The following is a 13,131-nucleotide window of genomic DNA, read 5'->3' as shown; positions in this document are numbered from 1 at the left end:
CACTCGTACGCTCAGATATCAACTGGGGCCTCCCTCACGTATGTGGATAGGCGAAGCCGGAAGACCGGCTCGCAACCCACGGTCTACGCGAGCGGAGGCCTCAGGCTCAACCACTCATAGCGTCTAGGGCTAGCGAGCGTCGGAAACGACGACACCGAGCATGTTTTCGCGGTAGACACGGGTGCGGTCATGGTCAGCCCGGAGGGCGAGCTGATCCTCACCACTAACTTGGCTCTCCTTGGCGAACCATCGTCTTTGAACAGGTTCTCCTACCAGGTCGTGGCCGTAATCTCACGAGCCGTGAACGAGATCACGGGAACAATCAAATGGCCACGAGCCGTTTGGTCACCACCCGACGTGGTTCCTTCCACGGTGTCGCAATGCTTCCGGGTCACCGCCAACCTCCGCACAGTGACGCCCCTAACGGGTGGCGGATTCGGAGGCGTGTCCGAATCTCTAGTCCCCGCGGTCGAAGGCGAAATTATTGACGTGCAGGTTGGTGATGAATCGGTGCTCGCACGCTACCGAATCGCGAATCCGCCGCGCAATCGCGAGCTCAGGATCACCTGTCTCGCCAGCATCCCCGGAGTCACCACTGAGTTTTCAGTAGGGCCGCTTGATCCGCCGCGCGCCATCTTCACGCTCGACGCCAACTCACCATCCCGGTCCGATGTTGACTTCATCGGTGCCGTATGGCGAGGCCCAAGATGAGCTGGGCCTACTACATGGGCGGAACGCCGCCGAAGTACACTCCTGCGGTCAGCGCGAGCCCGGTCGTGAGGATCCCCATCGCTGGCCCTGGCAGGTTCAATACGCTCGCGGTGCTTCGCCATCGGTGGAACATAGTCGAACAGACTGGCCCTGCGGACGGCGAGCTGCACCGATGGACCATGACTGTGGCGACACCATTGAAGATTCCCGGCTACACGCCTGAGCTCGATATCAGCGAATAAGTGCGACATTCGACATCAGCCAATCTCTTCGCCTATCAAGCCGGACCCGAGGTGTCTGACGGCCCGATTCCCACTGCCGATGACGGCGCCGAGTTCACCTGGGCAGTGGACCGCATCCATGACGAAGTTCAGATCATCGGTGAAGATGGACAGGTTGCACTGCGCATAGACGTTGCGTATCAGTCGTACCAGGTTCTCTCAAACGCCTTCATCGAAGCATCGAGCTGGGTGATCTACCACGACCCAACCCCACCTCAGGAGGGCACGCTGCTCTCCAAACTGATTCAAGGTGAAGCATTCGAGCTGAACAGCCGAACTGCCGCACGCCTAAGCCGAGCAGATAAGAAGAGCTAGCACGGGGCCCGACAACCGCGGCACTGGCGCTGCTATGTCTCAGGACATCGGTGACGGAACGGCATCAAGACATCGGTGACACTTCCGGGGTTCTTGGTGGTGACACTTCTCGGCTCTATGTGTGAGGTATGAGCCGCATCGAGCCTGTCGATCCCCGTGTCCGTCTCGCGATCGCGCAGTGGCCGCCGGACGCGCCGCGTGGCGCGGTGACCACTTTCTGCGCGGAGCATTCGATCTCGAGGAAGACGTTCTACGCGATCCGCAGGCGTGCCCTCGTGGAGGGGAGATGATTCGCCAGATCAAGGTCGCGAAAGACGTCGCCGTCAAGGCGCGAACCTCAGCGATGATCAGCCTCAAGCAGGTCCTCGTGAACGCGCCAGACGACCTGCGCCAGGAGCTGCAACCCCTCACGAAGATGGCGCTCATCCACCGGTGCGCGGCCCTCCGCCCCGGAAAAGTGACGAGCATCATCGCGTCGACGAAACACACGCTGCGGTCGATCGCTCGACGCTGGGAGGTGCTCGACGCCGAGATCTCCGAGCACGAGAAGCTGCTGGCAGAGTTGACCTCGCAGGTCGCACCTGACCTCGCGAAGGCCTTCGCCGTCGGCCCCGACACCGCCTCGGAGATGCTCATCGTCGCAGGCGACAACCCCGAACGCATCCGATCAGAAGCCGCGTTCGCGAGGCTCTGCGGTGCACCGACTCAATCGCGGCGGCCACCGGCAAGCAAACGCCGCCCTCTACTGAATCGGCCTGACTTTCGTTCCGTTCTTCAAGCAAGGATGGAACTCGATGAACAGGAAGTATTCGCCGGAGATGCGTGAGCGGGCGTTGCGGATGCTCGCGGAGACGCGGCCGTCGCACCCGACGATGATGAGCGCGGTCCGTCACGTGGCCGGGCTGCTCGGGATGAGTCCCGAGACCTTGAGGCTGTGGCAGCGCCGCTACGAGGTCGACGCGGGCGTCAAGCCCGGGCTGTCGACGGACGCGGCTGCGGAGATCAAGCGGCTGCAGAAGGAGAACGCCGAGCTGCGGAAGGCGAATGAGATCCTCAGGGCTGCGAGCGTGTTTTTCGCGAAGGAGCTCGACCGTCCCTGACCGAGATGATCCGGTTCATCACCGAGTACCGGGATCGTTTCGGGGTCGAGCTCATCTGCCGGGTGCTGCGACCGGCAGTGAGAGGATTCTTCACCTCACGCGGCTATCGCGCCGCGCTCGGTCGTGCGCCGTCGGCACGGCAGCTGAAGGACGAGCTTCTCGTCCCGGAGGTCGCCAGGTTGCATGCGGAGAACTACGGCGTCTACGGACGCCGGAAGATGCATGCGCTGATGCGCCGGCAAGGCTGGGACATCGGTCGCGACCAGACCGAACGCCTCATGCGCCTGGCCGGCGTCCGAGGCGTCCGTAAGTCGAAACGGGTATTCACCACCCGCCCCGATAAGACCACCGTCCTGCCGAGCGATCTCGTGAACCGTCGCTTCACCGCGCCCGCGCCGCGAAGGCTCTGGGTCTGCGACGTCACCTACGTCGCCACCTGGTCCGGGTTCGCCTACGTCGCGTTCGTCACCGACGTCTACTCGAGGCGCATCGTCGGATGGAACGTCGCCGCCACGCTGCGCGCCGAGATCCTGCCGATGCAGGCGCTCGACATGGCCGCCTGGAACGTCGGCGGCCGCCTCGACGGACTCATCCATCACGCCGACCATGGATCGAACTACACCGCAATGGTCTACACCGAGCGGATCGTCGAACTCGGCGCCGTCCCCTCGACCGGAACGGTTGGCGACTCGTTCGATAACGCGATGGCCGAGGCCGTGAACAACCTCTACAAGACCGAGCTGATCCGTCAGCGCGGCCCCTGGCGGACCGTCGAGCAGGTCGAGCTCGCGACTCTCGAGTGGGTCTGGTGGTGGAACAACTCCCGCCTCCACGGCGAGCTCGACATGCGAACCCCCGCCGAGGTCGAGGACGCGTACTACGCTGACCAAGAATCAGGCCAACCGGCACCTGCCGGACAAGGCTCCCGATAGGAACGAAAGTCAGGCCGATTCATGGAGACGGCATCCGGTATGCCGTGGTCGTCTAGTGATCCCTCCGGCATACCCTCAGCAATCGTCACCATGTGCTCGTAGTGTTTGTTGCCGAGCCCATCGATCGTCCATTCGATGTCGGTATTGCCGTCACCGCGGGGAGCGAGCTCGCCGGTGATGGTCGCGGCCCAGCGATTCTTCATCATTGCCCGCGGGACGTCGATCACGATTGACCTCGGCGTCGAAGCGGTCACTGTGAAATCGGTGGCCTCGACGGCCGCTCGGAGAAGGGTGATCGGGTCGCCAGCTTGCGGCAGTACTGTCCAGTGAACGGTGCGCAGAATGGTCGCCATGCCGACACCCTAGCGATTCAGCTGATCCGATAGTCCTGTCCGTTTGAGGGTCCGCTACCGAGCGTGGCTCCGTGGCGGATGGAGACTCGAGTCGAACGTCGTACCCGCGGGCTCCTATCGATGTGCGAGCCGCTCCAGTGCCGAGCCGCGACGATACGCGATACGCATGAGAATCGATCCAATGGCGCCGACCGCAAGGCCAACTGCGAGCCCGATCACGGCGAAGGCGATCGCTCCGATCGCTGGCGCGGGGCCTGGCACAAACTCGGCGTTCAACCCCGCTAACGAGTCAGGGATCTGCGAAATGATCCCGGCCACTGGAAACGAGAGTCCGAGAGCCAACCCAACGAGTGCGAACAACACCAATGGGCGACGCCGAGCGAGGCGAGAATCAGATCCATCGATGCCGAAGAGGCTCGCGATCAAGAACGCGCACCCGCACACCGACACCAAGAGCGGCACGGTCAGGAGCCACCCGAGCGCAACGACCGGATCCTCCGATTGAGCCATCGCCCCCAACGCGACCACGACGACCCCACTGATTACCAGCACCAGACCAAGGGAGAGAAAAAGCTTTCGCATGAGGCGAAGGTACCGCTCGGTCGCCGCGGTGAGAAGAGCAGCCGCTCGTTGAGACTGTCCGGTACTCGGTCGTCGTACGCACGGGGTCGCGCCAACCGTCCTTTCTCTCAGCGACTCGATGCAGGCGCACGTAGGACCCGCCCGGTCGATCGCCCGGTGATGCCTCGCTATTCGTGCGCCGTCTCCTGAGAGCTCGAAACCTTCGCATGATCCGCCGAGCCGGTCTTGACCAGGTTTTGGTTTTGTTCTAGCTTTTATTCATGCCTAAACAAAGTCGTGAAATGGCTTCCACGTCCCGCACTCAGGCGGACGTGAACCGCACCGCGGTTCTCGCGCGTCTCGGCGCGCGGGGTAATGCGTCTCGGGCAGATCTCGCGAGGGAACTGAACCTCTCCCCCGCCCTCCTCACTCAGCTGACCCGCGATCTCCTTCGCGAAGGCCTCATCGAGGAGCTCGAGCAGTCGAGCAGCAACGGCGGCCGCCCTGCGCGGCTGCTCGGGCTGGTGTCGCGCAACTTCACGGCGCTCGGTGTCAAGGTCGCTCCTGACCACGTGGCGATGGTCGAAGTCGGCATCGACGGCGAGGTCGTTCGATCGGTGACACGACCGTTCGAGGCGGTGTCCCCTCTCGCGACATCCACGCTCGTCGAGCTGGTCACGCAGTTCATCGCGGAGGGCACCGGGACGCGCGTCCTGGGCGTGGGTGTAGGTCTGCCGGGCAACGTCGCAGAGCAGGGCGTCGGCATCGTCGACTCCACTCAGCTCGGCTGGAACCAGGTGCCGCTCGGTGAGATCCTTCGCCGCGCACTCAACCTTCCGGTGGTTGTCGAGAACAACGTCAACGCGCTGAGCGCCGCGGAGCGCCTCTACGGTCAGGGCCGCCAGCACGATGACGTTCTCGTCGTGACTGTCGGCAACGGCGTCGGCGCGGGCCTGATCGCTGGCGGCGTGCTCGTGCGCGGCCGCGCGGGGGGCGCTGGCGATCTCGGACACGTCCCCGTGCGCGAAGACGGCCCTCTCTGCCAGTGCGGAAACCGCGGATGCCTCGAGGCCGTCATCGGCCAGGCGGCCCTGGTCAATGACGCTCGCTCGATCCGTCTGATCGGCACAGCAGAGACCATTGACGACCTCCGCGCCCTCGCGGACGCCGGCAACGCCGGCGCCGCGGAGATCTTCGGCAATGCGGGACACGTCTTCGGACGCGCCCTCGCCGGCGCGATCAATCTGTTCGACCCGGCGATCGTCGTCCTTCTCGGCGAGGGCGTGCAGGCATGGCCGCACTGGGCACCGACTTTCGAGCGCGCCCTGCGCAGCGCGCTCGTGCCGGGCAAGCGCGGGACCCCCGTCGTGGTCGAGAGCTGGCAGGACGACCGCTGGGCGCAGGGCGCGGCCGCTCTCGTGCTTGCCACTCCCTTCGACGCAGACGGCGTCGCCGGCGAGCAGGGGCGACTCGTCCGCGAGCGGATGGTCGCGTCAGCCGAGGCGACCGCATGACGACCTATGCAACCCCCGCGACGGTGGTCGCCGCGGATCCGGTCATCCAGCGACGACGCCGTCCGACGGGGCGCGTGCGACTGAAGTACGTGCTCACCGTGCTCGTGTTCTTGCTCCCAAGCCTGATTCCGTTGCTCGCGTTCGTGATCGGTCCGATGATCTCGGCTGGTTGGACGTCGCTGCACTCGTGGAACCTCATCGGGCCGATGCAGTGGGTGGGACTCGACAACTACGCGTTCCTCCTCAGCGACCCGGCCACGCACCAGGCGTTCCTGCACACCGTTTACTACATCGTGGGATATCTGCCGCTGGTGTACGTCGGCGGCCTCGCCCTCGCTCTCGCGCTGAACTCACGGTTGCGCGGCCGCGCGATCTTCCGCGGTGTCTACTTCCTTCCCGTGATCACGAGCTGGGTTGTCGTCGCGCTGGTCTGGCGCTGGCTGCTCAGCCCGAGCAACGGGGTCGTCAACAACGTGCTCGCCGTATTCGGCATCGAAGGACCTGGCTGGTGGGCAGACCCGGCGTGGGCGATGCCGTCGATCATCCTCGCGTCGGCATGGAAGGACCTCGGCTTCGTGATGGTCATCCTGCTCGCCGGTCTGCAGACGATCAACCCCGACCTCTACGAAGCCACCGAACTCGACGGCGCCGGGTGGTGGCGTCGACTGCGGAGCATCACGATGCCCCTCCTCTCCCCCTCGACCTTCTTCGTGATCGTCCTCTCACTGATCAACGGCTTCCAGGTGTTCGACCAGGTCTACGTAATGACTGGCGGCGGCCCCAACGACGCTAGCCGCGTGGTCGTGCAGCAGGTGTACGACCTCACCTTCCGCTACGGCCAGGCGGGCATGGCATCCGCCCTCTCTTGGCTGCTGTTCTTCGTCATCCTCGTCATCACCCTCATCCAGTTCTACGGGCAGAAGCGGTGGGTGAACTATGAGTGAGACCACCCGTCGGCTCACGGTCGGCAAGACCCTGCTCTACGTCGCACTCATCGTCGGCGGATTGGTCATGCTGTTCCCGTTCGTCTGGACGGTAGTCACCTCGATCACGCCTGGTGCGACGCTCACGTCGACCCCGAAGCTCATCCCTGACAACCCGTCGCTGGCGCCGTACGCCGAGTTGTTCAGCCGGGTCCCGTTCGCCCAGGTCATCGCCAACTCGCTGATCATCGCGATCGTCAGCACGATCCTGCAGCTGGTCACGAGTTCGATGGCGGCGTACGCCTTCACGCGCCTCCCCTTCCGTGGCCGGGGCGCGGTGTTCGTCCTGTACCTCGCGACGATGATGATCCCGTTCCAGGTGCTCATCGTGCCGCTGTTCGCGGAGATGAAGACGCTCGGGCTGATCAACACATACCTGGGCGCGATCCTGCCGACGATCGCTTCCGCGTTCGGCGTGTTCCTCCTGCGGCAGGCGATGAGCACGGTGCCATACGACCTCGATCAGGCCGCGACACTGGACGGGGCGGGACATTTCCGCATCTTCTTCCAGATCATGCTGCCCCTCGTGCGACCCGCTCTAGCCACGCTCGCAGTGTTCGCGTTCCTCAACACGTGGAACAGCTTCCTGTGGCCACTGATCATCCTGCGCGACCCGACGATGCAGACCCTGCCGGTGGCCCTCTCGGCGCTGCAAGGCCAGTTCTCCACGCAGTGGGACGTCCTGATGGCGGGATCCGTCGTCAGCATCATCCCGATGTTCGCCCTCTACGTCTTCGCGCAGAAGTACATCGTGCAGGGCGTCGCCGGCACCGGACTCAAATGACCCCTTTTCACCCTTCACCACCATCACATCAAAGGAGATAGCACCATGAAGAAGGCAATCATCGCGGCGGGCACCGTTGCGATCCTCGGCGCCACCGTCCTGACGGGATGCTCGTCCTCGTCATCAGGGGACGACTCGGGACCCGTCACCATCACGTATTCCAACTTCATCTCGAACGGTGGCAACGAGGACAACCTCAAGACGATCGTCGACGCGTTCGAGAAGGACAACCCCGACATCACGGTCGATGTCCAGACCGCGGCCTACGCCGACTACTTCACGAAGCTCCAGACTGATCTGGCGGCCGGCACCGAAGCCGACGTGTTCGATGTCGACGCGGGCAGCTTCGCCAACATCCAGGCGAACGGCGTCCTCTCGGAGATGACCGGCGTGGATGACTCGAAGTACCGCACCTCGGTGCTCGACAGCTACAAGGTCGATGGCAAGCAGTATGGACTGCCGACCTCGTTCTCCAACGTCGTCCTCTTCTACAACAAGGACCTTTTCGACGCAGCCGGTGTCGACTACCCGACCACCAACTGGACGTGGGCGGACGAGAAGGCCGCGGCGGAGAAGCTGACGAACAAGGATGCCGGCGTGTGGGGCGACTACCAGCCGATCAGCTACTACGAGTACTACAAGGCCGTGCAGCAGGCGGGTGGGACCTTCCTGAACGACGACAACTCGGCATCCGACTTCAACTCCGACGCTGGCAAGAAGGCTGCGGACTGGATCGCCGGCAAGTCCGGCACCGTCATGCCGACCGCCGCTGACGGCGCGGGAACCGCTGACTTCGACACCAACCTCTTCAAGGAGGGGAAGCTCGCGATGTGGCACACGGGCATCTGGATGATCAGCCTTGTGGGCGACCTGCCGTTCGGGTGGGACATCGCGGTCGAGCCGGGCGACACGCAGAAGGCGAGCGCAACGTTCTCGAACGCCGTCGTCATCTCGAAGAACTCCAAGCACCAGGAGGCCGCGCAAAAGTGGGCCGACTACCTGACGAGCTCGAAGACCATGGTCGACACTCGCCTCTCCGCCGGGTGGGAGCTGCCCCCGGTTGCCGATGACTCGCTGCTGCAGCCGTACCTCGAGAAGACGCCCCCGGCGAATCGTCAGGCCGTCTTCGACTCGCTCGAGCACATCGCCGTCGCCCCGCAGCTCGGAACGAACGCTCAGCAGATCCAGGACGACGTGACGAATTCGCTCGGCGAGATCGCGGCCGGCCGAGCGACGACCGGCGACGCCATTCCGGCGCTGGCCACGCAGGTCGACGGCCTGCTGAAGTAACGAACCCTGCACCGCACTCCGGTCGCGCCCGCGACGCCCGTTCGTCGCGGGCGCGACCACCCACCGAAGGACAGACCGTGGCCACACGCGCCCTCACCCAGGACGACATCCAGCGTCTCGCCGACCACAGCCTCTGTGTGATCACGGATCTGCAGACGGCGGAGGGCGCCTACCCAGCCAGTCCCACGTTCTCCGCATACGTGGGGTACAGCTGGCTTCGCGACGGATCCTTCATCGCGGACGGCGCATCCCTCGCCGGGGCCACCCTCTCCGCCACCCGATTCTTCGACTGGTGCGCCCGCACTCTCGAAGGCCGTGCCGATCAGATCCGCACGATCGTCCAGCAGAGCGATGAGGGCACACCCCCCAGCGGCGACCACATGCTGCCTGCCCGGTTCACGTTCGCTGGTGAGGACGGGACCGACGACTGGTGGGACTTCCAGCTCGACGGCTACGGGACATGGATCTGGGCACTGGGCGAACACCTCGATCGTCACGACCTCGACAGCGCCCCCTACCGGGAAGCCGTCGCTCTGACAGTGGACTACCTCGTCGCCTCCTGGCAGCGCCCCTGCTACGACTGGTGGGAAGAGCACGCCGAACACGTGCACATCTCCACCCTCGCCTGCATCGCCGCAGGCTTCGAGGCTGCGCTCCGTCTGCACCTCATCTCGGGTGAACGCGCTCGACGGGTCGAGGCCGAGCTCGCAGCCGTCCACGCACGCATCCTCGGCGACGGCGTGAAAGACAGACACCTCATCAAATGGGTCGGCAGCACCGCCGTCGACGGCAGCCTCGCATCCGCCATCGCACCCCTCGGCGTCATCGACGCGTCGTCGCCGATCGCGCGTCGCACCATCCAGGTGCTGGAGGCGCACCTGACCGTAGATGGCGGCACCCACCGCTACCTCGGCGACACCTTCTTCGGCGGCGGACAGTGGCCGCTGTTGAGCTGCTTCCTCGGACTCGCCCACGACGCCGCCGGCGACCGGACGCGCGCGAATGAACTGTTCGACTGGGCCGCCTCGACCGCCACCGCAGACCTCGACATGCCCGAGCAGGTCGACCGCCATCTGATCGCCCCCGGCATGCGCCAGGAGTGGATCGACCGGTGGGGCCCCGTCGCGACTCCCCTGCTGTGGAGCCACGCCATGCTCCTGCGCCTGGGAATCCAACTCGGTCGCATCGACTCCCACCGACTCACCGCCATCAATGAAGGAAACGCCTGATGCTCCGCCACCGTCCCGAGGGTTCCGGACACCCCTACTCCGTCGACACCGAGCAGCGTTCACCCGTGACGCCGCTCGCGCGTGAGGCGGCGCTCCTCGGCATCCGCGCGGATGCCGGGATCGTCGCCGTCACCTGCACGCTGCTGTGGGAACCTGACCACGGCGAATCGAGCACGACGGATCTGACGCTCGAGCGCGTCGCGACGACGTCGCGGGGAAAGGTCACCGACGGCGGCCACCTCGCGTCCGCAGCGGCACGGCTCGCGCGCGCTGTCGGCGGGTGGCAGGTGCAGACGCCGGTGCTGCAGACCGGCGGACGCTACCGCTATCGCTTCACGGGCACGCGCGAGGACGGCACGCAGGAGCGTACGCGCTGGTTCGACTTCCGAGCCGCCGAGTGGGAGGCGGACGAGACCCTGATCGAAGAGGTCGGCACGTCGCGTGTCGTCCCCGGCAGCGTCCGGGTCCTTCGCGACGGCACGCGCAATCGGCGCGTGCGCTTTGCGCTTCCCCTGGCGCCGGGCGAGCATGTCGCGGGTTTCGGGGAACGGTACGACGCGGTGGATCAGCGCGGGCAGACGCTCGACTCGATGGTGTTCGAGCAGTACAAGTCTCAAGGGGCGGAGCGGAAGACGTACATGCCGATGCCCTTCGCCCACGTTGTGGGTGGCACTGGGTGGGGCTTCCATGTCGACACGTCGCGCCGTGTGTGGTTCGACGTCGGTGCGAGCGCCGACGATGAGATCGTCGTCGAAGCCGAGACCGGCGAGGACGACCCGCTCATCGTCCGCATCTTTGACGGCACGCCGACCGAGGTTCTGGGCGGCTTCCTCGACGTCGCCGGCCGTGCGAAAGAACTGCCGAGCTGGGTCTTTCGCCTGTGGGCCAGCGGGAACGAATGGAACACTCAGGCCGAGGTCATGCGGCAGATGGACCTGCACACGGAACACGACATCCCGGTGGGCTCGGTCGTCATCGAGGCGTGGAGCGATGAGTCCACATTCACGATCTTCCGCGACGCGGAATACACCACGCACGAAGACGGCTCGCCTCACCGCCTGTCCGACTTCCAGTTTCCCGCCGATGGCGCGTGGCCGGATCCGAAGGCGATGACCGACGAGCTTCATGCCCGCGAGATCCGCCTGCACCTGTGGCAGATTCCGTTGATCAAGATGCGCCCGCATCCGCATGGGCAGACGAAGGCGGATGCCGACGCGGCGATTCGCGAGAACGTACTGATCCGCGAGCCCAACCCGACCGGTGGGACCCGGCCATACCGCAACCGCGGCTGGTGGTTCCCGCTGGGATTCATGCCGGATCTCACCGACGAGCGTGCGGCGAAGTGGTGGACGGACAAGCGCCGCTATCTCGTCGAGGAGGTCGGCGTGGACGGCTTCAAGACGGACGGTGGCGAGCACGCGTGGGGCAACGAGCTCGTGTACCTCGACGGACGACGCGGCGATGAGAAGAACAACACGTTCCCCGTCGCCTACCCGAAGGCATACGGTGCACTGCTCGAGTCGGCGGGCAAGGCGCCGGTGACCTTCAGCCGAGCGGGCTTCACCGGCTCACAGGCGCACGGTGCGTTCTGGGCCGGTGACGAGAACTCCACGTGGGAGGCATTCCGCTGGTCGATGAACGCGGGCCTCACGGCGGCCGCGTCGGGCATCGTCTACTGGGGATGGGATCTCGCCGGGTTCTCTGGGGAGATCCCGTCAGCCGAGCTGTACATCCGCTCGGTGCAGGCGGCGACGTTCGTGCCGATCATGCAGTATCACTCCGAGTTCAACCACCACCGCACGCCGTCACGGGATCGGACGCCGTGGAACATCGCCGAACGCACAGGCGATGAGCGGGTGCTCCCGCTGTCGCGGGCGTACGCGCAGTTGCGAGAGCGCCTGATTCCCTATCTCGAGCGGTCGGCGAAGCAGGCGGTGGCGACGGATCGTCCCTTGATGCGTCCGCTCTTCTTCGAGTTCCCGGGCGACCCGGGCGTGTGGACCGCTCCAACCGAGTGGATGCTCGGAGACGAGCTGCTGGTGGCGCCCGTCCTGGAGGAGGGCGCGGAGCGTTCTTCGGTCTACGTCCCCGAAGGTGAGTGGATCAACGTGTGGACCGGCGAGCGTGTGGAGGGCTCGGTGACGATCGAGGTTGAGACGTCGATGAACCAGATCCCCGTGTTCACGCGGAACGCTGAGCTGGTGAAGCTGTTCGAGCCGATGGGGTGATTTCACACCCCGAGTGACACTGAATTGCGACCGCGCGACCTGAGCCCACGGTTGATCAGTCCTGGGCGACCCGCGCGACAGAGTCACGCAGCACCAACCGCGCCGGCGCCAGACTGACGCTAGGCACTTGCTCCCCGTCGATGGACGCCAGGAGCAAGCGAGCAGCTTCTCTGCCGAGCTCGCGAGGTGCGCTGCGGATCGTGCTGAGCGTCGGGCGGACGTGGTCGCCGATCGTGATCCCATCGAACCCCGCGACGGAGACGTCGTGCGGCACGCGATGGCCGAGTTCGATGGCGCGGTTCATGAATCCGATCGCGGCGAGATCGTTCGCGCAGAACACGGCCGTGGGCAGACGGGCCCCTGTCATGAGGATGTCGGCCGCTGTGCGCCCCCCATCGGAGGTGAATGACCCCTCGACGATGTTCGATGCGTCCAGGCCCGCCGCTTCCATCGCTCCTTGCCAGGCGGCGATGCGCTCGTGCGTGTGGATGTACTGGGTCGGCCCGCTGACGTGCGCGATGTGAGTGTGACCGAGGGCGGCGAGCGTCCGCACGAGGTCGGTGATGGCCTCGACGCTGCTCTGGCGCACCGCCGGAAAAGGGAAATCGATGTCAGGGTTGATGCCGACTGCGGGAAACCCGAGAGACGCGAGTTCGGCGACGCGTTCATCGCCGACTTTGATCTCGCTGAGGAAGATGCCGTCGACCCGATTGCTGCGTGCGTCGCATTTTCTATTGGCCTGCATCGTGGGCTTGGCAGTTCGTCAGCCGCCTACGCGTCGATCGGGTTGCCAGTCGAGTAGTCATGTACTGCCAGCCTCAGGCGTCGTCGCTGGCCGCATCTCTAACAG

13 protein-coding genes and 1 pseudogene are annotated in these 13,131 nt (G+C 65.2%); 11 read left to right on the top strand and 3 right to left on the bottom strand.

Going from position 1 to position 13,131, the window contains the following annotated elements; all coding sequences use genetic code 11:
* Positions 1–300: 300 nt before the first annotated feature.
* From J0P97_RS10355 to J0P97_RS10340, 5 genes and pseudogenes are all read left to right on the top strand, one after another.
* A complete protein-coding gene (locus J0P97_RS10355) occupies positions 301–711 on the top strand; it encodes a hypothetical protein (protein ID WP_215487701.1) in 411 nt (136 codons plus the stop codon).
* A gap of 242 nt (positions 712–953) precedes the next feature.
* The gene (locus J0P97_RS10350; RefSeq protein ID WP_215487700.1) at positions 954–1,307 is read left to right on the top strand and encodes a hypothetical protein; all 354 of its coding nucleotides are present in this window, start codon (positions 954–956) and stop codon (positions 1,305–1,307) included.
* Between the two features lie 128 nt (positions 1,308–1,435).
* Positions 1,436–1,594: pseudogene (locus J0P97_RS15650) on the top strand (IS481 family transposase); the annotation flags it as partial.
* Positions 1,594–2,133 carry a hypothetical protein gene (locus J0P97_RS10345; protein WP_246540201.1) on the top strand — a complete coding sequence of 180 codons (540 nt, stop codon included), beginning with the start codon at positions 1,594–1,596 and terminating at the stop codon, positions 2,131–2,133. The pseudogene J0P97_RS15650 and the gene J0P97_RS10345, both read left to right, overlap by 1 nt.
* Positions 2,102–3,339 (top strand): IS3 family transposase gene (locus J0P97_RS10340; protein ID WP_372449697.1). Its coding sequence is split into 2 segments (ribosomal slippage): positions 2,102–2,381 and positions 2,381–3,339, totalling 1,239 coding nucleotides; the frame shifts between segments, so codons are not numbered across the junction. The genes J0P97_RS10345 and J0P97_RS10340 overlap by 32 nt, the downstream gene beginning before the upstream one ends.
* Here the strand turns inward: J0P97_RS10340 and J0P97_RS10335 are convergent.
* A complete protein-coding gene (locus tag J0P97_RS10335) occupies positions 3,285–3,692 on the bottom strand; it encodes a hypothetical protein (protein ID WP_215487697.1) in 408 nt (135 codons plus the stop codon). The genes J0P97_RS10340 and J0P97_RS10335 overlap by 55 nt on opposite strands.
* 114 nt (positions 3,693–3,806) lie before the next feature.
* On the bottom strand, positions 3,807–4,274 hold the full coding sequence (locus J0P97_RS10330) for a hypothetical protein (protein WP_215487696.1): 468 nt from the start codon (positions 4,272–4,274) through the stop codon (positions 3,807–3,809).
* 281 nt (positions 4,275–4,555) lie between these two features.
* Between J0P97_RS10330 and J0P97_RS10325 the strand changes: the two genes are divergently transcribed.
* From J0P97_RS10325 to J0P97_RS10300, 6 genes are all read left to right on the top strand, one after another.
* Positions 4,556–5,767, top strand: coding sequence for an ROK family transcriptional regulator (locus J0P97_RS10325; RefSeq protein WP_215487695.1), 1,212 nt, complete (start codon positions 4,556–4,558; stop codon positions 5,765–5,767).
* Entirely contained in the window at positions 5,764–6,711 is a 948-nt protein-coding gene (locus J0P97_RS10320) for a carbohydrate ABC transporter permease (RefSeq protein ID WP_215487694.1), read from the top strand. Before J0P97_RS10325 ends, J0P97_RS10320 begins: the two co-directional genes overlap by 4 nt.
* Positions 6,704–7,534, top strand: coding sequence for a carbohydrate ABC transporter permease (locus J0P97_RS10315; protein WP_215487693.1), 831 nt, complete (start codon positions 6,704–6,706; stop codon positions 7,532–7,534). The genes J0P97_RS10320 and J0P97_RS10315 overlap by 8 nt, the downstream gene beginning before the upstream one ends.
* Before the next feature lie 45 nt (positions 7,535–7,579).
* Entirely contained in the window at positions 7,580–8,824 is a 1,245-nt protein-coding gene (locus J0P97_RS10310) for an ABC transporter substrate-binding protein (protein WP_215487692.1), read from the top strand.
* Between the two features lie 77 nt (positions 8,825–8,901).
* Positions 8,902–10,053 carry a glycoside hydrolase family 15 protein gene (locus tag J0P97_RS10305; protein ID WP_215487691.1) on the top strand — a complete coding sequence of 384 codons (1,152 nt, stop codon included), beginning with the start codon at positions 8,902–8,904 and terminating at the stop codon, positions 10,051–10,053.
* Complete coding sequence (locus tag J0P97_RS10300; RefSeq protein ID WP_215487690.1) at positions 10,053–12,281, top strand: glycoside hydrolase family 31 protein; 2,229 nt, start codon at positions 10,053–10,055, stop codon at positions 12,279–12,281. Before J0P97_RS10305 ends, J0P97_RS10300 begins: the two co-directional genes overlap by 1 nt.
* A 55-nt stretch (positions 12,282–12,336) precedes the next feature.
* Here J0P97_RS10300 and J0P97_RS10295 read toward each other — a convergent pair whose 3' ends face one another.
* The gene (locus J0P97_RS10295) at positions 12,337–13,026 is read right to left on the bottom strand and encodes a LacI family DNA-binding transcriptional regulator (RefSeq protein WP_215487689.1); all 690 of its coding nucleotides are present in this window, start codon (positions 13,024–13,026) and stop codon (positions 12,337–12,339) included.
* Between the last annotated feature and the right edge of the window lie 105 nt (positions 13,027–13,131).

It is taken from the genome of Microbacterium flavum (genome assembly GCF_018717645.1).
Classification (GTDB): domain Bacteria; phylum Actinomycetota; class Actinomycetes; order Actinomycetales; family Microbacteriaceae; genus Microbacterium; species Microbacterium flavum.
The sequence above is the reverse complement of the archived record's forward strand: the minus strand, read 5'-3'. Positions and strand labels throughout refer to the sequence as shown.